The sequence below is a fragment of the Micromonospora sp. DSM 45708 genome, from assembly GCF_039566955.1.
Classification (GTDB): Bacteria; Actinomycetota; Actinomycetes; order Mycobacteriales; family Micromonosporaceae; genus Micromonospora.
Window position 1 is genome coordinate 5,364,095 of sequence record NZ_CP154796.1, and the last position, 23,998, is coordinate 5,388,092.

General features: G+C 74.4%; 21 protein-coding genes. 9 read left to right on the forward strand and 12 right to left on the reverse strand.

Annotated elements, in window-relative coordinates:
- The first annotated feature begins 94 nt into the window (after positions 1 to 94).
- The 5 genes from VKK44_RS23005 to VKK44_RS23025 are packed head-to-tail and all read left to right on the forward strand — an operon-like array spanning position 95 to position 4,091.
- Positions 95 to 1,234, forward strand: coding sequence for a sensor histidine kinase (locus VKK44_RS23005; RefSeq protein WP_343443293.1), 1,140 nt, complete (start codon positions 95 to 97; stop codon positions 1,232 to 1,234).
- The gene (locus VKK44_RS23010) at positions 1,231 to 1,893 is read left to right on the forward strand and encodes a response regulator transcription factor (protein ID WP_343443294.1); all 663 of its coding nucleotides are present in this window, start codon (positions 1,231 to 1,233) and stop codon (positions 1,891 to 1,893) included. Before VKK44_RS23005 ends, VKK44_RS23010 begins: the two co-directional genes overlap by 4 nt.
- A 51-nt stretch (positions 1,894 to 1,944) precedes the next feature.
- Entirely contained in the window at positions 1,945 to 2,922 is a 978-nt protein-coding gene (locus tag VKK44_RS23015) for a hypothetical protein (protein ID WP_343443295.1), read from the forward strand.
- Positions 2,923 to 2,957: 35 nt separating this feature from the next.
- Positions 2,958 to 3,323, forward strand: coding sequence for a VOC family protein (locus VKK44_RS23020; protein ID WP_343443296.1), 366 nt, complete (start codon positions 2,958 to 2,960; stop codon positions 3,321 to 3,323).
- Positions 3,324 to 3,356: 33 nt separating this feature from the next.
- Positions 3,357 to 4,091, forward strand: a complete 735-nt coding sequence (locus VKK44_RS23025) for a YqjF family protein (protein ID WP_343443297.1) — start codon at positions 3,357 to 3,359, stop codon at positions 4,089 to 4,091.
- Between the two features lie 18 nt (positions 4,092 to 4,109).
- Here the strand turns inward: VKK44_RS23025 and yidD are convergent, their stop codons facing one another.
- Positions 4,110 to 4,481 (reverse strand): membrane protein insertion efficiency factor YidD, encoded by a 372-nt coding sequence (yidD, locus tag VKK44_RS23030; protein ID WP_343443298.1) that lies wholly within the window; start codon positions 4,479 to 4,481, stop codon positions 4,110 to 4,112.
- Positions 4,482 to 4,609: 128 nt separating this feature from the next.
- Here yidD and VKK44_RS23035 point away from each other — a divergent pair, with 128 nt between their 5' ends.
- Complete coding sequence (locus VKK44_RS23035; protein WP_343443299.1) at positions 4,610 to 5,470, forward strand: AraC family transcriptional regulator; 861 nt, start codon at positions 4,610 to 4,612, stop codon at positions 5,468 to 5,470.
- Here the strand turns inward: VKK44_RS23035 and VKK44_RS23040 are convergent.
- Positions 5,467 to 6,750: a phosphotransferase family protein gene (locus VKK44_RS23040; protein ID WP_343443300.1), complete on the reverse strand. Its 1,284-nt coding sequence runs from the start codon at positions 6,748 to 6,750 to the stop codon at positions 5,467 to 5,469. The two genes, VKK44_RS23035 and VKK44_RS23040, sit on opposite strands and share 4 nt — an antisense overlap.
- A 109-nt stretch (positions 6,751 to 6,859) precedes the next feature.
- Between VKK44_RS23040 and VKK44_RS23045 the strand changes: the two genes are divergently transcribed.
- On the forward strand, positions 6,860 to 7,453 hold the full coding sequence (locus tag VKK44_RS23045) for a hypothetical protein (protein ID WP_343443301.1): 594 nt from the start codon (positions 6,860 to 6,862) through the stop codon (positions 7,451 to 7,453).
- A 21-nt stretch (positions 7,454 to 7,474) separates the two neighbouring features.
- On the opposite strand, the gene VKK44_RS23050 is transcribed toward VKK44_RS23045, so the two are convergent.
- The gene (locus VKK44_RS23050; RefSeq protein ID WP_343443302.1) at positions 7,475 to 8,632 is read right to left on the reverse strand and encodes a hypothetical protein; all 1,158 of its coding nucleotides are present in this window, start codon (positions 8,630 to 8,632) and stop codon (positions 7,475 to 7,477) included.
- A gap of 266 nt (positions 8,633 to 8,898) precedes the next feature.
- On the opposite strand from VKK44_RS23050, the gene VKK44_RS23055 reads away from it, so the two are divergent.
- Together VKK44_RS23055 and VKK44_RS23060 are read left to right on the forward strand one after the other, a co-directional pair.
- Positions 8,899 to 10,440 (forward strand): gluconokinase, encoded by a 1,542-nt coding sequence (locus tag VKK44_RS23055; protein WP_343443303.1) that lies wholly within the window; start codon positions 8,899 to 8,901, stop codon positions 10,438 to 10,440.
- A gap of 22 nt (positions 10,441 to 10,462) precedes the next feature.
- Entirely contained in the window at positions 10,463 to 11,980 is a 1,518-nt protein-coding gene (locus VKK44_RS23060) for a GntP family permease (protein WP_343443304.1), read from the forward strand.
- A 111-nt stretch (positions 11,981 to 12,091) separates the two neighbouring features.
- Here the strand turns inward: VKK44_RS23060 and VKK44_RS23065 are convergent, their stop codons facing one another.
- From VKK44_RS23065 to VKK44_RS23105, 9 genes are all read right to left on the reverse strand, one after another.
- Complete coding sequence (locus VKK44_RS23065; protein ID WP_343443305.1) at positions 12,092 to 12,850, reverse strand: MerR family transcriptional regulator; 759 nt, start codon at positions 12,848 to 12,850, stop codon at positions 12,092 to 12,094.
- A gap of 55 nt (positions 12,851 to 12,905) precedes the next feature.
- A complete protein-coding gene (locus tag VKK44_RS23070; protein ID WP_343443306.1) occupies positions 12,906 to 15,098 on the reverse strand; it encodes a putative bifunctional diguanylate cyclase/phosphodiesterase in 2,193 nt (730 codons plus the stop codon).
- Between the two features lie 294 nt (positions 15,099 to 15,392).
- Positions 15,393 to 17,588, reverse strand: a complete 2,196-nt coding sequence (locus VKK44_RS23075; RefSeq protein WP_343443307.1) for a trypsin-like serine protease — start codon at positions 17,586 to 17,588, stop codon at positions 15,393 to 15,395.
- A gap of 143 nt (positions 17,589 to 17,731) precedes the next feature.
- Complete coding sequence (locus VKK44_RS23080) at positions 17,732 to 19,285, reverse strand: glycosyl hydrolase (protein WP_343443308.1); 1,554 nt, start codon at positions 19,283 to 19,285, stop codon at positions 17,732 to 17,734.
- 92 nt (positions 19,286 to 19,377) lie between these two features.
- Positions 19,378 to 20,850 carry a hypothetical protein gene (locus tag VKK44_RS23085; RefSeq protein ID WP_343443309.1) on the reverse strand — a complete coding sequence of 491 codons (1,473 nt, stop codon included), beginning with the start codon at positions 20,848 to 20,850 and terminating at the stop codon, positions 19,378 to 19,380.
- 61 nt (positions 20,851 to 20,911) lie between these two features.
- The gene (locus VKK44_RS23090) at positions 20,912 to 21,982 is read right to left on the reverse strand and encodes a hypothetical protein (RefSeq protein WP_343443310.1); all 1,071 of its coding nucleotides are present in this window, start codon (positions 21,980 to 21,982) and stop codon (positions 20,912 to 20,914) included.
- A 251-nt stretch (positions 21,983 to 22,233) separates the two neighbouring features.
- Positions 22,234 to 22,467, reverse strand: coding sequence for a zinc-ribbon domain-containing protein (locus VKK44_RS23095; RefSeq protein WP_343443311.1), 234 nt, complete (start codon positions 22,465 to 22,467; stop codon positions 22,234 to 22,236).
- Between the two features lie 83 nt (positions 22,468 to 22,550).
- Positions 22,551 to 23,381, reverse strand: a complete 831-nt coding sequence (locus VKK44_RS23100) for an SRPBCC family protein (protein WP_343443312.1) — start codon at positions 23,379 to 23,381, stop codon at positions 22,551 to 22,553.
- Positions 23,374 to 23,937, reverse strand: a complete 564-nt coding sequence (locus VKK44_RS23105; RefSeq protein ID WP_343443313.1) for a helix-turn-helix domain-containing protein — start codon at positions 23,935 to 23,937, stop codon at positions 23,374 to 23,376. The genes VKK44_RS23100 and VKK44_RS23105 overlap by 8 nt, the downstream gene beginning before the upstream one ends.
- Positions 23,938 to 23,998 lie beyond the last annotated feature (61 nt).

Sequence of the window (23,998 nt, forward strand, 5' to 3'; positions counted from 1 at the left end):
GTGCGCGGTTGTCGCCTCTCGGCGTACAACCGGGGGTTGTCAGTGACGCCTGTGGGCGGCAGCGCCCGGGGCCGCGCGGACCTAGGCTCGGGCCGTGCCGGACTTCTCGCTGACCCGCGCCGACGCGCTGCTCGCGGCGGCCACGCTCGGCCTGGTCGTGGTGGCCGTGGCGACGGAGGCGACCCCGGCCGGCGCGGCGGCGCTGGCCGGCGCGTTCGGGGTCGGGTTCGCCGGGCTGGTGTGGTGCGCGCGGCGGTGGCCGCTGCCGGCGCTGCTGGCCACCGCGGTCGGCATCCTCGGGTACTACGCGCTGGACCTGCCGCCGCTCGGGGTGGCCGCGCCGGCCGCCGCGGTGCTCTACCGGGTCGCGGAACGGGGGCGGGTGGTGCCGGCCGCGCTGGTGGCCGGCGGGCTGCTGGCGGTGTCGGTGGCCGCCCGGCTGGTCGAGGGCGACGACGTCGCGGTCGTCGTGGGGGCGGCGTTGGGGTCGGAGGCGGCGCTGATGCTGGCGGTGATCGCGCTCGGGGACGCGGTGCGCAACCGGCGGTCGCTGCGGGCGGCGCTGGACCGGCAGGCCGCCACCGCGGCCGAGGACCGTCGCCGGGAGGCGGCCCGGCAGGTGGAGGCGGAGCGGCTGCGCATCGCCCGCGAGCTGCACGACACGTTGGGCCACGCCATGTCGGTGATCACGTTGCAGTCGGCGGTGGCGCGGGAGGCGCTCGCCGACCACGAGGCGGCGCAGGCGGAAACCGCGCTGGCGGCGATCCACGCGGTGAGCGGCAGCGCCATGGTGGAGCTGCGGGCGACGCTGGGCACGCTGCGCCGCGAGCCGGGTCCGCACCGGCCGACGCCCGGGTTCGCGCAGCTCCCGGCACTCGTCGACGGCGTCCGCCGCGGTGGGTTGGCGGTGGAGCTGCGCATCGACGGGCCGGTGGCGGCGCTGCCGGCGGTGGTGGGCAGCACGGTCTACCGGGTGGTGCAGGAGGCGTTGACGAACGTGGTGCGCCACGCCGGGGCCGGCCGGGTCACGGTCGCGGTGCGGGCGACGCCGGGCCGGTTGACGGTGGAGGTGGTCGACGACGGCCGTGGCGGGTCGCCGGGCCGCGCCGGCCAGGGGTTGCGGGGCATGGCGGAGCGGGTCGCGCTGCTCGGTGGCACGGTCGCGGCGGGCGCCGTCGTGGCCGGCGGCTTCCGGGTGTACGCGGACCTGCCGCTCGCGCGGGTCGCCGCGTGACCCCGGTCCGCGTGGTCGTGGTGGACGACCAGCATCTGGTACGGACCGGGCTGCGGGCGCTGCTGGAACGCGCGCCGGACATCGTGGTGGTGGGCGAGGCCGGCGACGGCGGCGGCGGAGTCGCGGTGGTCCGGGAGCAGCGGCCCGACCTGGTGCTGATGGACGTGCGGATGCCGGGTGGGGACGGGCTGGCCGCGACCCGGCGGATCCTGGCCGACCCGGCGTTGACCGGCGTGCAGGTGGTGGTACTGACCACGTTCGACGACGACGAGTACCTGTTCGAGGCGATCCGCGCCGGGGCGGCCGGTTTCCTGCTCAAGGACACCCCGCCGGACGCGCTACGGGACGCGGTGCGGGTGGTGGCCGGCGGGGACGCGCTGCTCTCCCCCGCCGTCACCCGTCGGGTGCTCGCCGCGGCGGCCCGCTCGCCGGTGGCCGACCCGGCGCGGCTGGCCGGGCTCACCGCCCGGGAGCGGGACGTGTTGGCGCAGGTCGGCGCCGGTCGGTCGAACGCGGAGATCGGGGCGGCGTTGTTCCTCAGCCCGGACACCGCGCGCACCTACGTGAGCCGGCTGCTCCAGAAGCTGCCCGCCCGCGACCGCGCCCAGCTCGTGGTGATCGCGTACGAGAGTGGGCTGGTGCGCCCCGGCGAGGGGTGATCCGGCCTCGACCGTGGCCGGGTCCGACGGACCGCGTGCGAGGATCGGTGGATGAGCGTGCGCCGGCCCGGTCCGGGTGTCCTGGCGGCGTGGCTGCTGGCGACCGTGCCGGTCCCGCTGCTCTTCTTCGAGTGGACCCACCGGTGGGAGGAGGATCCGCCGCTCACCGCCGCGCTGTGGTGGCCGGTGCTGGCGTCGCCGGTGCTCGCCGCCGTGATCGCGGCCGGTCAGCCCCGCCGCCGCGGCGTCGCCGGCCCCGCGCTCGCGGTGGCGGTCACGGCCGTGCTGCTGGGCGCGTCGCTGGCGTTCTTCCGCTGGGTGGTGCCGCTGACCGGCGAGGCCCGCTGGGGGCGGGCGCTGCTCGGCGGCCTGGCGTTCGCGGTGGTCGGCGCGCTGACCGGGTACGCCGCCGGCGGACGTCTCAGCCGCCGGGACCGGCCGCCGTCGCGGCGCGGCTACCTGGTCGGCGCGCTCGCCGTCGTGTTCGGTGCGCTGCTGGCGCAGTCCGCGGTCCGGCTCGGCGCCGAGGGCAGCACGGTCGGGGAGCCCCCGCGGGAGTACGGCGGCACGGGCCCCGCCGCGACGACGGCCGGGCGGGTCACGGTGCCGACGCCCGGCGCGTACGCGATCTTCGGGGTGGGCTTCGCACCGGCGGCCCCGGACTGCCGGCTCACCGGCGCCGGCGCGGCGGTCCGGATGGCGGAACCGGTCCGCGTGCCGCCCGGCGGCTACGGCACGGACGCCGCCAGCTACGCCTGGGTCGCCTCGGTCCGGCTGCCGGCGGCCGGGGCGTGGACGCTGACCTGCCGCACGTCGGACCCGGAGGCGTCCTACGTGGTCGGCGACGAGCCGCGGATCCGGGGCGCGGTGGGCGCGCTGATCCACTGGCCGGTGGGCGTGATCTGGCTGGTCGGCGCGCTTCCCGGCCTGCTGGTCGGCGTGGACACCGCCCGGCGGCGGCGCGCCGGCCGGTCCGCGGGCGGAAGCGCGGCGCCCGATCAGCCGGGAAGTGTCGTAGTGGGCTCGTAGCCTGGCGGGGTCATCGACGATCGCAGGGAGGCGACGTGCTCGACCACTTCTCGGTAGCGGTGCGCGACCTGAGGGCCAGCGGCGCCTTCTACGACACGGTCCTCGCCCCGCTCGGCGGCCGGCGGATCATGGAGCCGGGGCCGATCGGCTACGGCGTCGACACGCCCGACTTCTGGGTCGAGCCCGCGCCGGCCGACGCCGCCCCCGCGCCGGTGCACATCGCGTTCACCGCGCCCGACCGGGCGGCCGTGCACGCGTTCCACGACGCGGCGGTGGCGGCCGGCGCCGAGGTGCTGCACGCGCCGAAGGTCTGGCCGGAATACCACGCCGCCTACTACGGCGCGTTCGTCCGCGACCCGGACGGCAACAACGTCGAGGCGGTCTGCCACCGGCCGGAGTGACCATTGGTCCCGCCCGGGAGGCAGGATGGACGGGTGGAGATCGAGCCGGTCGAGCACGCACCCGCACGCGCCATCCGGCGGGCCTGGCTGGCGCAACGCTGGCACGATCTCACGTTCCTGCACTGGGCGGCGCCACCGGAGCGGGTCGCGCCGCTGCTGCCCGCCGGCACCCGTCCCGACACGCTCGACGGGCTCACCTACGTCGGGCTGATCGGCTTCCGGATGGTCGGGCTGGGGCTCGGCCGGGGCCCCGGCGTGCCCTACTTCGGCACGTTCTGGGAGACCAACGTACGGCTCTACTCCGTCGACGGCGCCGGCCGGCGCGCGGTCGTGTTCCGCTCCCTGGACGCGTCCCGGCTGGTGCCGGTGCTGGTCGCCCAGCTCACCCTGCGCCTGCCCTACAAGTGGTCGGCGATGCGGCTGGAGCGGGCCGGCGACACGCTCACCTACCGCTGCCGCCGCCGCTGGCCCGGCCCGGCGGGCGCGACCAGCCGGATGACCGTCCGGGTCGGCGCGCCGATCACCGAACCGACGCCGCTGGAACACTTCCTCACCGCGCGGTGGGGCCTGCACACCCGGGCGTACGGGCGCACCCGGCACCTGCCGAACTGGCATCCGCAGTGGCCGCTGCACCGCGCCGAGCTGGTGCACCTGGACGACGAGCTGGTCACCGCCGCCGGCCTGCCGGCACCGGACGGGCCGCCGGTGAGCGTGCTGCACTCACCCGGCGTCCCGGTCGTCTTCGGCGGCCCCACACCGGTCCCCTGACCGCGCGCCGGCCGACGGTCAGCGCAGCGGGTCGTGGGTGCCGCGCGGCACGTCGGGGCGACACCGGCGGACCCGGTCGGCGGCCATCCGGCCACCCACCGCGAGGCCGTGCCGTTCCACCGCGGCCAGCCCGTACGCGCTGCACGTCGGCGTGTAACGGCACGTTCCCGGCCAGCGGTGCGACAGCCACCGCCGGTAGCCGAGGATGGCGGCCCGGCCGACGCGGTCCACGGCCGGCGTCCGCACCAGGCCGGCGGTCACCGAGCCGAGGGTGAGCAGCGTCGAGAAGAGCCCCAGGTCGCAGCAGCCCGGGCCGTCGCAGTCGAGCAGGTCGCAGTCACAGTCGCACCAGTCCCGGTCCTTCTTCTTCTTGTGGTGTCGCTTCCGCATGATCACGAGGCCATGATGCGACACCCCCGCCAGCGGCGGCTCGGCCGACCGGAACGGGACCGGTGAGGTCGGGTCGACGGGCGGGGCGGAACCATAGCGTCGAGCGCGTAACCAGGAAGGAGCACCCGGTGCTGGATCGGCTCAACGAGGCCATGGACCACCTCGAGCAACGGCTCGACCAGCCGCTCGACGTGGCCGCGCTGGCCCGCGTCGCCTGCACGTCGGAGCACCACTTCCGGCGGCTCTTCTCGGCGCTGGCCGGGGTGCCGCTGTCGGAGTACGTGCGTCGTCGCCGGCTCACGCTGGCCGGCGCCGACGTGCTCGCCGGCCGGGAGCCGCTGCTCGACGTGGCGGTCCGCTGGGGGTACGGCTCGAACGAGGCGTTCGCCCGCGCGTTCCGGGCCGTGCACGGCGTCGGCCCGGCACAGGCGCGGCGTACCGGTGCGGTGCTGCGGTCCCAGCCCCGGATGTCCTTCCGGCTCGTCGTCGAAGGGAGCACCAGCATGGACTACCGGATCGTGACCAAGGAGGCGTTCCACCTCGCCGGCCGCAAGGCCCGGGTGCCGCTGGTCCACGAGGGGATGAACCCGCACATCGTGGCGTTCGTCAAGAGTGTGGACCCGGCCACCGTACGCCGGATCGGGGCGCTGTCCGACCAGGAGCCGCGCGGCGTCGTCAACGTCAGCGACGACCTGGCCGGGTCCCGCGCGGAGGGTACCGAGCTGGACTACTGGCACGCGGTGGTGACCGGCGCGCCGGTGCCGGATGATCTGGACAGCCTGCCGGTGGCGGCCGGGGACTGGGCGGTCTTCCGCAGCTCCGGCGCGTTCCCGCAGGCGTTGCAGCACCTGTGGCGAGACGTGTTCACCCTGTGGTTCCCGTCCAACCCGTACCAGACGCGGCCGGGGCCGGAGATCTCCCGGGTGCGGATCGCCGAGGGCGGCGGCACCGCCGACGCGGAGTTGTGGATCCCGGTGCGCCGGGCCTAGCGTCGCGCCTCGGCGGCGGCCTGCGCCAGCGCGACCGGCACGTCGTGTGCGTGGTAGCGGTGCTCGCTCGGCTCGATGCCGGCGAGGAACATCGCGTACACGGCGGCCAGCCGCAGCGGCGCGACCGGCCGGAGCAGGTCGACCGCCCGGAGCGGATCGCAGCCGGGCGCGTCGGCCCGCCACCGGTCGGCCCACGCGTCGACCAGCCGGGCGACGGTCGCCGGGGCGAGCGTCTCGGTGAGCCGCAGGATGTCGAACGCGGGGTGGCCGACGAACGCGTCCGCCCAGTCGATGACCACGTACCGGGTGTCGTCGCCGCGCACGTTGCCGGGGTGCAGGTCGCCGTGCACGAGCGTGTCGGGCAGCCCGCAGTCGCGGACCCGCCGCAGCCGCTCGTCGAGCCCGTCGAGCAGCCCCGCGGCGACCGACACGTCGTGCCCGGCCAGCCACCTCCGGATCCACCCACCCAGCCGTGCCCCGCGAAGGTCGGGGACCCCCGCCGCCACCAGCCGGTCCACCGCCCCCACGGCGCGCACCTGCACCGCATGGTGCGCCGCCGCGATGCCCGCCCGCTCCACTTCCCCGGCCCCGTACCGGTCCTCCCCCACCACGTGCTCGACCAGCACCCGCCCCTCCCCACCCACCGCCAGCACCCCCGGCCCGACCCCGGCGTCGTTGATCAAGGAGTTCGCGTCGCCAGAGAGATCGGCGGAGACACCAATTCCTTGATCGACCGGGGAGACGAGGGAGGTGGGGAGCGGGAGGTTGGTCAGCCAGGTCAGGACGGTGGGTTCGTGGTGGGCGAATGGGGGGAGTTCTTTCAACCAAGCCGGGCCCTGTGGGGTTTCCAGGCGCCAGATCGCGGAGAGGTTCCAGGTGCGCTGCTGCGCCACCGCGGTCACCGGGCGGCCGAGGCGGCGCAGCTCGTCGGTGGCCCAGGCCACGCTGCGGGCCGGGCCGCCGGGCTGCGCCCACGGCTGGCGCAGTGGGTGCGGTGCGAGGTCCACCGCGACCGGTGCCAGGGGCATGACGGGCGCCGCGGCGGCGACGGCCGAGGCCTCGGTGAGCTGGGCCAGGTAGCGGACGTGGCCGCCGGGTGGGTGCGGGCGGTCGGCGTCGAGCAGCCGCAGCACGGCCACGTCGACGCCGTGCCGGTGGCGGGCGCCGTCGACGACGGAGGCGACCTGCTGCCACCACGGGTCCGGCACGTCGAACGGAGGCAGCGCGCCGAGCGGCCGGCCGGCGGCGTCGACCAGGACCACTGTCACGGTGCGGGACACAGCCGGACGCTAGTCGAGCACCCCTACGGGATGCGAGCGGATTGATCCGGGAGCGGCGCGGGGCGGCTCCCGGATGTCCCGGCGAGGGGGCGGCGGACACGCTGGGGCAATGAGCCTTCTCGAATCCCGGACTCCTCCCGCGTACCGCTGGTTGCGGCCGGTCGCGGTGACCGCCGCGTTGCTGCTGCTCGGCTATGGGCTACTGCGCCTGCTCGACCGCCTGGACGGGCACAGCGACAAAGGCGCCTGGGCGTGGAACACCGGGCACACCCTGTTCCTGTTCGGCGTGCTCGGGTTCGGCGCGCTGATCGTCGGGTTGCACGGCCTGCTGCGTACCCGGTCGGGCCGGCTGCGGACGCTCGACGACGTGGCCGCGGTGGCCGGCCTGGTCGGCGCCGCCGCCTTCGTCTGGGTGATCCTGGGCGACCTGTTCCCGCGCTTCGCCGACGCGGTGGACACGCCCGGCGTGGTGCTGTTCGGCGGCCCGGTGCTGTTCGAGCTGGGCCTGCTGGTGCTGCTGTGCCGGGCGGCGGTGACGCGGCTGCTGCCGGGGTGGGCGCCGGTGCTGGTGCTGGTCGGGTTCGTGGCGATCGCGGTGAACCTGGACCTGCTGCCGGTCGGCGCCGCGCTGGTCCTGGCCGGCCTGCTGCCGCTGCGCGGCCGAGGTGTCAAGCGGGGGCCCCGCCTATACCAGAAGCGTTAACAGGGGGCCCCGCCTTACACCTCAGCCGAAGAGGGTGCGGCGCGGGCCGCGGTTTCCGGCGCACGCGTCGCGCTGACCGCCGGTCCGGCTGATCGCGCCGTCGCGGCACTGCACCAGCCAGCCCCGACCGGACCAGAACCCGGGTACGCACTCGAACCAGTCGCAGACACCGGCGGCCGGCTTGCGGATCCGGTCGCCGCCGCAGAAGTCGTACCCGAAGGGGTTCACCGGGGCGCCGCAGCGCCGCGCGGTGGCCGGCTGCGGGACGGCGTCGCGCGGCGACGCGGGCCGGGTGCGGCGCGGCTCCGGGCTGGTGCTGGGCCGGACCTGGACGGCGGGGGCGACGACCGGCGGCGCGGGCATGCCGGTGGCGGCCGGGGTGGCCGCGGCGGCGCGTTCCGACCCGGCCCGGGTGGGCGGGTCGGCCTCGACCAGCATCGCCGGCACGGCCAGCGCGAGCGCCGCGCCGACCGCGACGGTCCGCCGGCCGCCGGGCAGCAGCGTGGAGGCCCGGGCCTGGCCCGGGGTGAGCACTGCCGGCCGTTGCGGGCGCGCCGCCGCGTGCTCGTCGAGCAGCTCGTCCAGCTCGGCGACGACCGCGGCGCGCTGCTCGATCGCGTCGGCGAAGGCCAGCGTGAGCGTGAACCGGAAGTCGGCCGCCGCGCCGGTGGGCAGCAGCAGCCCCGAGGTACGCCGCCGGTCCAGCACCTGGATCAGGGTGACCGGCGCGGCCGGGTCGTGGGACAGCCCGGTCATCCTGCCGTACACCCAGTCGCGCCGCCCGCGCCCACCGAGCAGCGCCAGGCGTCGGTTGGTGAGCACGGCCAGCCCGGCGTCGGCCACCCGCACCCCCTCGGGGCGGCGCGGGCGCAGCACCGGCGGGTCGGGGTCGACGGTCAGCTCGGGGGCCGGCAGCACGGCGGTGTGCCGCACCTCGACCAGTTGCGCGGCCGGCAGCGTCCAGAAGACCACCTCGCCGGGGGCCAGCTCCATCGGCAGGCCCACGCCGGCCCGCACCGACCCGTGGAAGGACACCGCGAGCGTACGCAGGCGGCGCAGCTCGTCGTCGCGGCGTCGCCACGCCTCGTCGGCCGCGCGGAAGGCGCGCTGTCGCCGCTCGTTCTGCCGGTGCGCCCACCGGTAACGCCATGTGGAACCCGTCGAATCAGTCATCGCCACGCCGACTCCTCCGCCGCGCGAGCCACCATCCGGGGTGTCACTGGTGTCAACGGCGATCCGGGGGTACGAAGACACGCCAAAGTCACCAATTAGACCGATCGGCTGATTGACGGTCGCAATCGGCGGAAAGCGCTGCGTCGATTCGTGTTTCGTGTCGGTCTGCCGCCGGTGGCCCGGCTTCCCCATGCGGGCCGGTGGACACGTCGGTAACGTCAGCCGCAGGGCGGGGCGTACCGCGGGCCCCGGGGGCGAGTGGAGGTGCACCGGTGGGGGACCCGGCCGTCGTGGTGGGCGTGGACATCGGCACCACCAGCAGCAAGGCGGTCGCGTTCGACACCGACGGCCGGCAGTTGGCCAGCCACTCGATCGGCTACCCGCTGGAGGAGCCGAACCCGGGCTGGGCCGAGCAGGACCCGGAGCTGATCTACCAGGCCGTGGTCGGCGTGATCCGCGCGGTCGTCGACGAGCTGGACCGGCCGGTGGCCGGCCTGTCGTTCAGCACCGCCCTGCACAGCCTGATCGGGCTGGACGCCGACGGCAACCCGCTCACCCCGTCGATCACCTGGGCCGACTCCCGGGCCAGCGCGCAGGCCGAGCGGCTGCGGGCCGCGCCGTCCGGGCTGGCGTTGCACCGGCGTACCGGCACGCCGGTGCACCCGATGGCGCCGCTGCCCAAGCTGGTCTGGTTCGCCGAGCAGGAGCCGAAGCTGCACGAGCGGGTGTCGCACTGGGTCGGCATCAAGGATCTCGTCCTGCGGCGGCTCGCCGAGGCGCTCGTCACCGACCACTCGGTCGCCTCCGCCACCGGCCTGATGGACATCCACAAGCTGGCCTGGGACACCGAGGCGCTGCGCGTCGCCGGCATCACCGAGGAGCAGCTCCCCCAGCTCGTTCCCACCACGCATGTGCTGCCCGGGCTGACCGCCGAGGCCGCCCGGGCCACCGGCCTGCCGGCGGACACCCCGCTCGTGGTGGGCGCCGGCGACGGCCCGCTGGCCAACCTCGGGCTCGGCGCGGTACGCCCCGGCGTGGTGGCCTGTTCGATCGGCACCAGCGGCGCGATGCGGGTGATGGTGGAACGCCCCGGCGTGGACCCGCTGGGCGGTGTCTTCTGCTACGCGCTGACCGAGGACCGCTGGGTGGTCGGCGGCGCGATCAACAACGGCGGGATCGTGCTCCAGTGGGCCCACGACGCGCTCGCCCCGGAGCTGGGCGAGCACGCCGAGGAGGACCTGCTCGACCTGGCCGCGCAGGCGCCGGTCGGCTCCGGTGGGCTGATCATGCTGCCCTACCTGCTCAGCGAGCGGGCGCCGCACTGGAGCGCGCTGCCCCGCGGCGCGTACATCGGGTTGACCCACGGCCACGGCCGCGCCCACCTGGTGCGCGCCGCGCTGGAGGGGGTCTGCCAGCAGCTCGCGCTGGTCCTGATGTCGGTCCGCGCGGCCGGCAACGAGGTCCGCGAGGTCCGCGCCAGCGGCGGCTTCGCGCGTAGCCCGCTGTGGCGGCAGATCCTGGCCGACGCGCTGGGCATGCCGGTGCGCTTCCCGGCCGGGCACGAGGGTTCCGGCTTCGGCGCCGCGCTGCTCGGCATGCAGGCGCTCGGCCTGATCCCCTCGATCGAGGTCGCCGCAGACCTGGTCCGGATCGAGGAGACGGTCCGACCCGATCCCGCCGCCGCCGCCACGTACGCGGCGTTGCTCCCGCTCTTTTCCGAGCTGTACGACGCGCTCGTGCCCACGTTCGCGTCGCTGCGACGGCTGGCCCCGAGCCTGCCGCCGGAACCACCGCCCACCGCCCCTCCCCGATGACCGAACAGAGGTCGTGATAGCCGTGGTCACACTGCTCGCCGCACCTGCGGAACCACTCACGAACGCCGGCAACACCCAACTCGTCGTCGCCGCGCTGCTCGGCATCGCCGCGGTGGTGCTGCTCATCGCCTGGGGGAAGGTGCACCCGTTCCTGGCGCTGATCCTCGGCGCGGCGGTGCTGGGCGTGGTCGCCGGCGTCTCCGCTGACAAGATCGTCACCTCGTTCAGCGGCGGGGTCGGCTCCACGGTCGGCGGCGTCGGCCTGCTGATCGCGCTCGGCGCGATGATCGGCGGCATGCTGGCCGAGTCGGGCGGGGCGGACAGCATCGTCGAACGGGTGGTGGGCCGGGTCTCTGGTGGCGCGCTGCCCTGGGCCATGGCCGGTGTCGCCGCGCTCATCGGCCTGCCGCTGTTCTTCGAGGTCGGCGTGGTGCTGCTGGTGCCGATCGTGCTGCTGGTCTCGCGCCGGGTCGACGTGCCGCTGATGAAGATCGGCATCCCGGCGCTGGCCGGCCTGTCGGTGCTGCACGGCCTGGTGCCGCCCCACCCGGGCCCGCTGGTCGCGATCGACGCGCTCGGCGCCAACCTGGGCCAGACACTCGCCCTGGGCCTGCTGGTGGCGATCCCGACGGTGATCATCGCCGGTCCGGTGTTCGGTAACTTCATCGCCCGGTACGTGCCGGCCACCGCACCGGAGGCGCTGCTGCCCACCCGGCGCGACCTGGCGGTCGCCGACGACCGCGGTCCCACCCGCCCCGGCGACGGGCGGGCCGACGCCGACGGCGACCTGGTCACCGAGGACGACCTGGTCAACCCCGGCACCGGTCGTCCGGGCGCGTCGATCGACGAGCCGGTCGGGCCGCGGTCGCGTCGCGCACCGGCGCTCTGGGCCGCCGTGGTCACCGTGCTGCTGCCGGTGGCGCTCATGCTGCTGCGGGCCATCGGCGAGCTGACCCTCGGCGAGGACACCGCCGGCCGCAAGGCACTGGACATCGCCGGCACCCCGATCGTCGCGCTGCTCGCCGGCGTCATCTTCGCCATGATCTTCCTGGGCTACCGGAACGGCTTCAGCCGTAGCCAGGTCTCGGGTTTCCTGGGTGGCTCGCTGCCGGCGATCGCCGGCATCCTGCTGATCGTCGCCGCCGGCGGCGGCTTCAAGCAGGTGCTCGTGGACGCCGGCGTGGGCAACCTGGTCGCGGACGCCGCCACCGGCGCCAACCTGTCGCCGCTGCTGCTCGGCTGGCTGGTCGCGGTCGGCATCCGGGTGGCCACCGGCTCGGCCACGGTCGCCACCATCACCGCCGCCGGCATCGTCGCGCCGCTGGCCGCCACGCTCCAGGGCCCCGAGGTGGCGCTGCTGGCGCTGGCGATCGGCTGCGGGTCGCTGTTCTTCTCGCACGTCAACGACGCCGGCTTCTGGCTGGTGAAGGAGTACTTCGGGCTGACCGTCGGGCAGACCATCAAGAGCTGGTCGGTGATGGAGACCATCATCTCGGTGGTCGGCTTCCTCGGCGTCCTCCTGCTCGACGTCTTCGTCTAGCCGGGCGCGTGGCTGACGGATGGTGCCCTTCGCACGGCCTACGAACTTGGCAAGCGGGGGCACTGTCCTACCCCGGCCGTCCCAGGCCTGAGACGTGCAGCAGAGGCGGGCTCAGGCCCGGCTGATCGCGTTGGCGTGGATCGCCTCGTTCAGGTAGGCGGCCATCCCCGGCCGGATCGTCTCGAAGTACGCCGTGAACCGAGGGTCGGCCACGTACATGTCGGCCAGCCCGGTGTGGATCTCGTACGAGCAGTCGTACCACCATTCGGTGATGAGCTGGCGGTGCTCCTCGGCCAGCGCCATCGCCTCCGGGCCGTCGGCCGGCGTGCCCGAGTCCATCAGCGCGGCGAACCGCCGCCCCCAGTCCTCGTTCACCGCCTTGTTGCGCAGCCAGTCCTCCTTCGAGTAGCGGCTGGCCCGCTCCTGTGACTGCCGGTACGCCTCGGTGTCACCCCAGCGCTGCTCCACCTCCTCGGTGTGCTCGTCCGGGTCGAAGTCCCCGAACACCTCGAACCGCTCCTCCGGCGTCAATCGGATCTCCAACTTTCTCGCCTCCATCGCGCACTCGATCGCCGCGACCATCTCCTGGAGCCTGCCGATCCGCCCGGAGAGCAGCGCGTGCTGCCGGCGCAGGTGCGCCGCCGGGTCGGCGTCCGGGTCGTCCAGGATCGCGGCGATCTCGTCCAGCGGGAACCCCAGCTCGCGGTAGTAGCGGATGAGCTGCAAGCGGTCCAGGTCGCGGTCGTGGTAGCGGCGGTAGCCCGCCGGGGTCCGCCCGCTCGGCCGCAGCAGCCCGATCTCGTCGTAGTGGTGCAGCGTGCGGACCGTCACCCGGGCCGCCCGCGCCACCTGTCCCACCGTGTACGCCATGGGTTCCCTCCCTTCCGCGACCAAGGCTCCCGCCTCCCGCAGCGTGAGGGTCAAGTCACCCGCTGATTCTCTCGTGCACCAGCGTGGGGAGCAGGTCGGTCAGGGCGCTCGGGCGGCCGTACCGCCAGCCCTGGCCCTGCCGGCAGCCGATCGCGGTGACCGCCGCGTGCTGGGCGCCGGTCTCCACCCCCTCGGCCACCACCGCCAGGTCGAACGCGCCGGCCAGCCGGTTCACCATCTCCACGGTGGCGTACGCGCGGGAATCGCCGACGCCCAGCCGGGACACGAACGAACGGTCGATCTTCAGCTCGGTGGCCGGGATGCGGTGCAGGTAGCTCAACGACGAGTAGCCGGTGCCGAAGTCGTCGATGGCGATGCGGATGCCGAGGTCGCGTAGCTGGGCCAGCCGGTCGAGCACCGCTTCGCTGCCCTCGATCAGCGCCGACTCGGTGAGTTCCAGCGTGAGCGCGCGCGGTGGCAGCCCGGCCGCGCCCATCGCGCCGGTGACGGTCGCGATCAGGTCCGGGCGGCACAGGTGGGCGGCGGCGATGTTGACCGCGACGGTCACCTCGGGTGCCCGCTCCCGCCAGGTCGCGGCGGCCCGGCACGCCTCGTGGATCACCCAGCGGTCGATGGCCAGGATCAGCCCGGTCTCCTCGGCCAGCGGCAGGAACCGCGCCGGGGTGAGCACGCCCAACCGGGGATGCCGCCAGCGGACCAGCGCCTCGGCGCTGCGCACCGTGCCGGTGGCCAGGTCGACGATGGGCTGGAACTCCATCAGCAACTGGCCCTCGTCGACCGCGCGGCGCAGGTCGGCGATCAACTCGGCCCGGCTCACCGCCGACTCGCGCAGCTCCGGCGTGCACGTCCGGTACGCGGACTTGCCGGCCGCCTTCGCCGCGTACATGGCGATGTCGGCGTCGCGCAGCAGGTCGGTGTGCGAGCTGTGCTGCGGGCCGTACTCGGCGACGCCGATGCTGGCCGACGGGTGGACGCCGAGGTCCTCCTCGCCGGGCAGCGGTTCGAGCGCGGCGAGCAGCCGGACGGCGAGCCGCTCGGGGGCGACCTGGCGGTCCCCGGCCACCAGCACGGCGAACTCGTCGCCGCCGAGCCGGGCGATCATCCCGTCCGGGCCGATCGCGTCCCGCATGCGCTCCGCGGTGGTGGTGAGCAGGCGGTCCCCGGCGGCGTGCCCGAACCGGTCGTTGACCTGCTTGAAGCCGTCCAGGTCGAGCAGCACCACGGCGACCGGCCCGCCCGTCCGCAGCGCGCGTCGCAGCCGCCGGATGAACGTCAACCGGTTGGGCAGGCCGGTGAGCTGGTCGGAGTACGCGAGCCGGCGCAGCCGGGCGACCAGCCACAGGTTCTCGTTCGCGGCCAGCCCCTGCCGCAGCGCGAGCACCCCGAGCAGCGCCATCATGCCGACGAAGACCAGGTGCGGGGTCTGCCCGGTGGGCTGCCGGGACACCATCACCGCGACGATCGCGCCGCCCACCGGCAGGTACGGCAACGCGACGCGCCACCACGGCGGCAGCGGCGACTCCCCGGCGTCGTCCTCCCGGTCGCCGCAGCCCGGCGGCGGGTAACGGCTGGCCAGGCCGACCAGCAGGTAGCTCAGCGGCCAGCAGACGTCGACCGGGTGCCCCGGGGCGTAGCTGCCGTGCGCGACGAGGGATACGTAGACCGCGTCGGCGCCGGCCCGGATCGCCAGGCCCGCGCCGATCACGGCGAGCGCCCGCCACATCGGCCGGCCGGGGCCGGCGACCGCCACCAGGATGGTGAGCTGCATCAGGTCGAACATCGGGTAGAGCAACCCGAACGTACGCAGCGGGTCGGACAGGTCGGCGTCGGCGAGGTCGCGGAACACCACCACCCAGCCGATCGGGATCAGGGCCAGCCCGACGATCACGCCGTCGAGCAGCGTGCGGGCCTGCCCGATCAGGCTGCGTCCGCCGGCCCGGGAGCAGAGCACCGCGCCGGTGCCGGTGATGATGCCGGCGGTGAAGAGGCCGCCGACCAGCGGGGTGTGCGGCAGGTCGATCCCGCTGAGCCGCTCGACCGTCCACACCGTACGCCCGAGCGCGGCGAGGGCCATGGTGGCCGCGAGCAGCCGCCAGAACCGCCGCAGCGCGACCGGGTGCCGGCGGGCCGCGCCGACGCAGAGCACCGCCGCCCAGCTCGACACCGCCGTCGCACCGAGGTCGCTGACCAGCGCCGCGCCGGGCAGGCCGGAGACCAGCCAGACCATTTCCCCGAGTACGACGACGGCGGCCGCGACGAGTCCGACACGGCCGACGAGCGGGTGACGGGCCGGCGCCGCGGCGGCGAGGCTCACGTCGTGCGGGGGGACAACGATGCGCTCCGGCTCTCTTCCAGACGTGCGCCCTCGGCGACGAGGACCGGACGGCGGACGACGAACGGCGCAAGCCTAGTCAGCGCCGGGGGCCGCCGCCAGAGTCGCCCGGGGTCGGTCACCGGACGTGACGCGGGCCGTCCCACCGGGGTGGAGCCGGCCCGCGTCCTCATCGGAATTCGTCGCGCGTCACCAGCGGCGGGTGCTGTCCGGCCAGGAGTCGTACGACTGGGCGGAGAGGATCGGGTCCCAGCCGGTGCTGCCCGTGCCGGTCGGCACGTACGCCGCCAGGTCGGCCCCGCTCGTGTCGAACGGCCTGGTTTCCAGGTAGCCGGTCAGCACGCCGTTGGCGTCGCGCCGGTAGTACTGGCCGCCGCCGGGTGAGAAGAGCGACGTGACCCCGGTCCAGCCGCTGGTGGCCGGGTCGAACCGGCCGCCGTCCCACGTGCCCCCGGCCGGGATGACGTAGGTGGCCAGCGCCCCGGTGCTGGTCGTGGTGATCAGGTGCCCCTTGCCGTTCGCACCGAGAGACTGCACCCCGAAGCCGCTGGCGATCGACACCACGTGGTTGGGCAGGTCGGTCGTCGCGTCGGCCGGCTTGGCCTTGGCCACCGTGTACCTGTGCAGGACGCTGCCGGCCTGCCCGAAGAGCGAGCCGTTGCCGTCGTAGACCAGCCGGTCGTGCGTCCAGCCGCCGCCGAGGCGTTCGGTGGTGCGGGTGAAGGTGAGCGGCTGGACGCTGGTGACGTCCACCCGGTGCAGGTCACCACCATTGGTCACCAGCAGCGTGTCCGAGCTGAGGGTGGCCAGCGCCTTGGGTGTGAAGCCGAGCGTCTGCTCGGAGACCGTCCGCACCACGATCGCTCCGGTCACCGGGTCGAGGGCGGTGTAGGTGAGCCGACCGTCGGACCGGGCGCCGAAGACCGAGATGACGCCGTGCCACGGCCGGGCCGACAGCAGGGTCTGGTTCCAGCCGCTGGTGCTGACCGCTGTGGACTTCGTCAGGTCGGCGCCGCTCCCGTCGACCGGGTTCGCGTCGCGGAAGCGGTCCAGTCCGCCGCCGGCGGTACGGGCGAAGTACCAGCCGCCACCGGGCGAGAGCACGTGGGTGTAACCGGCCCAGCCGGTCGTGGCGAGCGTGCTGAGGATGAACCCCTCCGACCCGCCTCCGTTGATGCGGTAGGAGAGCAGCCGACCGTCGGCGAGGTTGCCGAGGATGCGGCCCGGCGCCGGGGAGGTGAGCGTCTTCTGGCTGAAGCCGGTGGAGACCGTCACCGGGTACCCGAGGTCGGTCTGCGACGCCGGCTTCTCGGTGGTGAGCGTCCGGCGACGCAGTTCGGAGCCGATCTGCCCGTAGAGCGAGCCGTAGCCGTCGTAGGTCAGCCGGTCGTAGCTGGACCAACCGTCCATGATCCATGTGCTGGTGAACGTCAACGGGTCGACGCCGGTGACGTCGAGCCGGTACATCTTGCCGGCGGTGTCCGTCACGAGGATGGTGTTCTCGTTCAGCGTGGCCATCGCCTTGGGCGTGAAGCCGAGCGTCGCGGTCGACACCCGGTTCGCGCGCAGTTCGCCGCTGGCGGCGTCGATGACGCCGTAGGTGAGCTGCCCGGCGGCGGTCACACCGAAGATCTGCACGTCGGCGGTCTGCTCGCGGATCCACGCGGTCAGGTCGTCCACCCGGGTGACGGTGGCCCCGTCGCGGGTCTCGGTCTCGCCGAGGCAGCCCTTCTGCCAGGAGGTGTTGCCGATCGCCACGAGCTGCGGCGCACCGGCGACGACGCGGAGCGCCGGGCCGCCGGCGTCGCCCCGGCAGATGGTGGCCCCGGCCGTGGCGCCGGTGACGTCGGCGGTCACCGCGCCGACGCCCTGCACGGTGAAGTCGGCCGCGTGCAGGCGGTCCGGCACCCACTCGGTGGCGGTGCGGCCGTACCCGGCGACGGTCAGCGTCTCGGCCGCGGCGGGCGCCGCGGCGGCGAGCGCGACCGGGGTGACGCCGGTGACCGGGTTGGCGAGCCGGAGCAGCGCCAGGTTGCGGTCCGGGTGCGGGAGGACCGCGACGGCGCCGCGCTCGTGCCCGGCGGCGCTGGTCAGGTCGGTGCGCCCGACGAGTACGGTGGTGGGTCGGGCCGGGGCGCCGGCGGTGACGGGGCCGGTGCCGTCGGTGAGGCAGGTCTTCGCGGTGACCACGAAGTTCGGGTCGACCAACGCGCCGGTGCAGGCGCGCAGATCACCAAAAGTGATCTTGGCGGTGAAGGCGTAGGTGCCGTCGGGCACCGGGGTGGCGCCGCTGACGGCCGACGCGGTTCCACCGCCCAGCAGTGTCGAGACGGTGACGACGCCGAGGAGAGCGGCTCCCCATCGGCGGGCATGGCGAACTGACAACGGATCCCCCGTGGTTCGGATCGGCACGGACCGGGGGGCCCGGTCCGATCCCGCTGGATGTTATCCGGCGGACACGCGACGTGTAGCGCACCGGAACATAAGCGCTCAAGAGCGACAACCAGCCGGACCGGACCGGTCCGTCGTCACTGGACGGTGACGTCGTCCACATAGATCGCCGAGGTGCCGCTCGCGCCGCTGCCCGGCACGAACTGCACGCCGATCTCCCGCACGTCGCCGAGGTTGGCCACGCCGGCCAGCGACAGCGACAGGCTCACCCCGCCCGAGGTGACCGCGACGGCGCCGCCGTCGAACCACTGCCAGCCGGCGCCGGTCTTGACGTAGAGCTTCGCCTGGCTGCCGGTGCCGAAACCGCCCCACGGCGCGACCCGCGCGGTGGCCCGCAGCGTGCCGCGCCCGCTCAGGCCGGTGGTGGCGGTCTTCTTCAGGTACGCGGCGCCGGCCGCAAGGTTCACGTCGGACTTCAGCGAGCGGGTGCCCTGGGCCGCCCACTCGGTCACCTGCCACGGCCCCCCGGTGACGTTGGCGCCGGTCCAGCCCTCGGTGCCGGACTCGAACCCGTTGAGCAGCGTGCCGCCGGACGGGGGCGGGGTGGTGGTGCCACCACCCGGCTCGGTGACGTTACCCAGGTCGACCTCGCCGCGGTTGGCGATCCAGGAGTTGGTGAACAGCGTGCTCGCGCCGGAGTTGCGGGCCGGTCCCCAGCCGTCGTTCCAGGCCAGGAAGTAGGACGTCTTCGGGTAGCTCTGCTGGAACGCGGTGACCCAGCGCCCGTAGTCGAACGAGCCCTGGCTGTCCGGCCCGATCTCGGCGAACGCGAACGGCTTACCCAGCCCGACCAGCTCGTTGTACGCGGACTGGATGCCGGAGACCTGCGGGTTGTCGTCGTACGCGTCCATGCCGACCACGTCCACGTAGGAGCTGCCCGGGTAGTAGGCGGTGCGGTTGCCCCGGCTGAAGTCCGCCGAGTAGACCCAGAGCAGGTTGTCCAGCCCCTTCGTGCCGGTGAGGTAGGTGTACGTCTGCTGCCAGACCTGCTTGAACGTGTTCGGGTCCCGGTTGCCCCACCAGAACCAGTCGCCGTTGACCTCGTGGAACGGCCGGAACAGCACCGGCACCCCGGCGTTCTCCAGGTCCTGGAGGCCGGCGGCCATCTTGTCCTGGAGCTGACGCCAGCGGGCGCCGGCGGCGGTCGACGGGTTGAGCAGGTCGGCGAAGTTGCCCATCGGGGTGTTCAGCCCGCCGCCGTTGGCGTTGGCCGGGCTGGGCAGGTGCACGCTGATCGTGACCAGGCCCCCGCTGGCGGACCAGGACTTCAGCGTGGAGTTGCAGGAGTAGTCGACGAGCGCGGTGATGTCGTTGTTGGTCGCCCAGCCGGAGCCGTAGTCGCAGCTCAGGATCGCCGGGTACTGGCCGGTGGCGGCGCGCAGCTCCTCGGTCTGGCTGAGCGAGAAGCCGCTGTTGCTGTAGCCGCCGAAGAAGCCGGAGGCGACCCGGTTGCTGCTGCGGTTCGGCAGGTGGGCGAGCCAGTTGAGCACGTTGCGGGTGGCGGTGGACGCGTTGGCGTTGGCCGGGGAGACGGTGTGCGCCTCGGCCGGCGCGATGACGGAGAGCGCGGTGGCGGCGGCCAGGACGGTGGCGGCGGCGGTCGACGCGAGGCGGATCCGGCGGCTTCGCATGGGTCACCTTTTCGGGTCAGGAGGTCGGCGGGGCTGCCACCAGTGCACTACTGAACCGATTAAGTTTCAAGCATGTAAATAAATTGATACCACTACTCCTCGTGATGCTCCGGCGGGCCGCCGTGCGTCCACGGCGTCTCCTCCGGCGTCGGGAACGCGCCGCCCGGCAGGTAGCCGTCGGAGAGGCTGGTCAGGCAGATCCGCTCCCCCACCTCCGGCACGCTGCCGGCCGGCGCGGTCAGCCCGCGCCCCATCCCACCGGACAACTCCAGCACCACCTCGGTCTTGCCGTCCCCGCCCGGGGTCACGAACACCACAGTCGCCTTCTGCCCCGGACGGGCCGGCGAATACAGCGTCGCGCCCACCGGCATCGGCACCGGCTCGACGGTCACCACCTGGATCCGGGGCCGCAGCACCGGCCGCTTCCCCGAGTCGTCCACCCGCTTCGGGTCGGCGAGCGTCACCTCGCCCACGAACGCCTCCCCGGCCAGCCGGTGCTCGGCCATCACCAGCGGATCGTCGTACGCCCGCTGCACCGCCCACGCGGTCAGCGCCCGCTCCAGCCGCTGCAACCGCAGCGCCGCGGCCACCGCGCCGTCGCGGCGCGGCTGCGGACCGCCCCCGGCGTCGACGTGCTCGGCGTACCCGGTGAACGCGTCCCGGTCACCGGCCCAGCGGCCGGCCACCCGCGCGGCGGGCGGCAGCGCCCGCAGCAGCCCGACGCCGCGCCACATCAGCTCCCAGGTGGGCGCGAGCTGGCCGCGCAACAGCTCACGGAGCTCGTCGTACGCGGACGCGCGCGCCACCGGATCGTCCTCGGTCCCGGCGTACGCCTCGATCGCCGGGGCGAGCCGATGGTTGTCGAAGTCCGGATCGGTGGCCGGCCCGGCCGGCGGCACGAGCGCCGGGTCCTCGGCCCGGACCGCCGCCTCCGCCCCGGACCGTCCCGGCGGCGGGTCGAGCCAGCCGAGCACCGCCGGCAGGTGCAGGTCCTCCACCGCGCTCTGCCCGGTCGCCCAGTGCAGCGTCAACGCGTCGGTCATCGCCAGCAGCGCCGACGAGCCGGGCTGCTCGGCCCGCTCGGCGAAGAACGTCAACCAGCGGCCGAGCAACGGCACCGACGGGTGCACCGGATGGTCGCCGTCCGGGCGCCGGAAGCGGGTGGACCGGCCGAACAGCCGCAGGAACGAGATCCCGGCCGGGTTCGGCACCAGCAGTTGCGGCGCGTCGACGTACCGGTGGCGGACGTCCCGGCCCCGGTCCACCGCCACCGCCTCGGTCCCGCCGCGGAACGAGTCCAGATAGGGCAGCACGATGCCGGCCAGCTCGGCGGCGAACGCGAACCGCTGGTCCCGGTTGCGGGGCTGCGGCACCACCAGCAGCCGGGCCTCCTCCGGCGCGGAGCCGACCAGGACGGCCAGCGGGGCGTTCGCCTCACCGGCCAGCGCCAGCGGCACCAGCACCAGCGGCCGGTCCGACAGGTGCAGGTGCCGGACCGTGGCCACCGGCTGGGCCCGCCCGGCGGCGACCGCCTGCGCCCGGGCCAGCGCGCGCAGCGTGCTCACCGCAGCTCTCCGGCCGGGCGTCGACGCACCGCCGCCGGCCGGCGCGCGCTTCGGGGCGTACTCATGCGGGGTTTCCGGTGAGAGCGTCGGCGCGCAGGCGCGCGGCGGCCCGCAGCAGCGCGGCGGCCTCCGCCTGCTCCGGCTCCGGGGCACGGACGCCCTCGGCGAGCGCCAGCACGTCCGCCACCTCCAGCACGCCGCCGAGCGCCTCCCGGACCGGCCGGCCCAGCGACCCGGTCTGGCCGCGCGCCTCGTGCCGGCAGAAGAAGGCCAGCTCACAGGCGGCCAGGCAGTCCGGCGCGTAGCGGGCCGGCACCTCGTGCAGCGCGGCGGCGAGCGTAGCCGGGTCGGCCGCCGGATCGGCGGTGAAGCCGGCCGGCAGGGTGGCCAGCAGGTCGTCGACGCGGGCCATCCGGGCGAGCTGCCGCCGCAGCACCAAAAGCTGCCGGCGGACGTCGAGCAGGCTGGCCACCGGCCGGTTGGCGAAGTCGCGCGGACAGATCAGCACCACCTCGTGCGAGACCAGCTCCGGGTCGCGTCCCTCGGCGGCGAGCAGCTCACGCAACGCGAGCACGTACACGGCGGACTGGATCGCGGCGGCGGCCACCTTGGCCGGGTCGGCCTGCCCGTCGACGATCGGGAACGACTTGATCTCCACGACGTGGAACCGGCCGGCCAGCCGGGCGGCGACCAGGTCCGGCTCCAGGTGCACGCGCCGACCGGCCACGTCCAGGCCGAGCAGCGGATGGTCGAAGAGCGCCGGGCTGTCGCCGCCCGCGGTCAACGCCGCGCGGGAGCGTTCCGGCCGGTCGGCGTCGCCGCCCAGATCCGTCCAGGTCGCGCCCGCCGGCACCGGCACGCCGAGCCGCTCCGCCACCAGGCGCAGCAGTTCCACCCCACCGTCCGCCTTGACCTGCGCCTCGAACGCGTTGCCCCGGGTGATGGCGAAGCGGGACTGGCCGAAGCGGGCCGGGAAGCCCAGCCGCTCGGCCAACGCCGGCTTGTCCGCGCCGGCGCTGTCCAGCACCGCGCGCCGGGTGCACCCGGGGTTGCCGGTCAACGCCGCGATGGTGCGGGCGTTGTGCCGCCGGGGCGGCCCGCCACCCCGGATCTCCCTCAGCCGATCTTCCACCCGATGAAGTGTAAGGAGGGCCCCCGCCTAACGCCTTCGGTAGCGGCGGGTCCCCTGTTGACACCCGGGAAGTCAGCGGCCGGCGGAGCGGTTCCACGGGGAGCGCGGGGACAGCGCGCCCGCCGTCGGCCGGTTGCGGCGACGGTGCCGACGGCCCGGCGTGCAGGGTGGGCGGGCGGCGGTGTGCACCGGTACGGCGGGGGGCGTGACCATCGGCCGCCCCATCAGCCAGCAGAGGAAGCGGGTCACGGTCAGCCGACCGGTAGGCGCTCGGCCTCGGCGCGGGAGATGTCGTACTGGGCGCCGCAGAACGTGCACTGCTGCGCGTACCGGGTGCGCACCGGGATCAGGGGGACGAAGAAGAGGCTGAACTTCGTGGCCCGCCGGGTGATCACCTGTGCGGCCTGGTTGCCGCAGTGCCGGCAGACCTGGGTGACGACGCCGGACCGGGTGACCTTGGTCCGCAGCCCGAAGATGAAGAACATCGCCCGGCATTACCCACCGGAGGCGCTGGCTAAGCGGGGGCCCCGCCTCTGCCGGAGACGTCAGGCGGGGCCCCTCCTTGCGCTCAGGGGAGCCAGATGGGCTGCCAGTCGGGGACCTCGTGGAAGCGGCGCAGCTCGGCCAGGCCGGCGACCGTGCCGGTCCAGGCCGCGTACGGCGGGTTGCCCTCGTCGAAGCCGGACTGCACGAACGTCAGCTTCGTCCGGCCGGCGGACTCGGCCAGCTCCCAGGTGCTGACGCCGGTGGGCCCCCAGTCGACGGAGATCGCCCGCCCGGGCGTCACGTCCAGCACCTTGGCCGCGTAGCCGGCGTCGAAGCCGCCCATCGCGTAGCGACCACCCGCCCAGGGTTCGATGCCGATCGGGTAGCCGAACCAGGCGCTGGCCTGCTCCGAGTCGGTCAGCGAGGTCCACACCGCGTCCGTCGGGGCGTCGATCAGCAGCTCGCCGCGCAGGTCGGCAGCGGTGAAGTCGGTACGCGGCAGCAGCGGCCGGCCCTCCAGGTGCGCGTTGAGGTTGGCGATCGACAGCGCCCAGAACGTCTGGAGCACGCCCCGGATGGTGCTGCCGCTCATCGCCTCCTCGAAGACGAAGTGGCTCTGCCGCAGCGTGAGGATCGTGCCGTCACCGTCGGGCGTCAGCGCGAACTCGGTGGTCGTCTCCACCCCGTCGAGCGTCCAGGCGAAGCGCAGCGTCCCGTCGTCGGCGTGCAGCAGCCGCTGGTGCGGCGCGTCTCCCTCGGGCGTGAAGCGGCCCCAGAACTCGTACCGCCGGGGCAGCTCGACCTCGGCGTGCTCGGCCAGCCACACGCGCAGCTCGGCCGGGTCGGTCAGCGCGCGGCGGACGGTCGCCACGTCGGCGGCGAGGCGGGCACGCACGGTCAACGGATCAGTCATCGGTGTCGTCGCCTTTCGGGTAGCAGGCCACGGCGAGCTTGAAGGCGTCTCCCTCGGCGCCGCCGTAGCGGGTGAACAGGTCCCGCAGCGTCGACTGCAGGTCGTGCAGGAACTCCTGGCGCCGCTCGGCGGGCACCCGGATCTCGCCGGACACGCCGATCGAGGGCAGCTCGGGGGCGGCGCGGTCGAGCGCGGCGATGTCGGCCTGGACCTCCTCCATCAGGTCGAGCAGGTAGCCGAGGCTCAGCTCGTCGCGGGCCCGGCGGGCGCCGCCGATCCGGCCGACCAGCCGTGGGGAGAGCCAGTAGGACCGGGCGGCGGCCTGGTAGATGCCCTCGGTGATGCCGCGCACCCGCCGGTCGGCGACCTGCTCGGCCAGCCCGGCCGCGACCAGTTGTTTGACGTGGTAATAGACCCGCTGCGGCGTCTGGTCCAGCCGGGCGGCGACCTCGGTGCAGGTGCGCGGTTCGGCGAGTTGCCGCAGCACCTCGATGCGCTGCGGCTTGAGCAGGGCTTCCGCCTGCTCGCGCTCTTCCAGGTACAGGACGTCTCTCATGGCAAAAACATTTTTGCACGTACAAAATTTGTTTGTCAATGGCGGCGACGAGAGGCCGCGC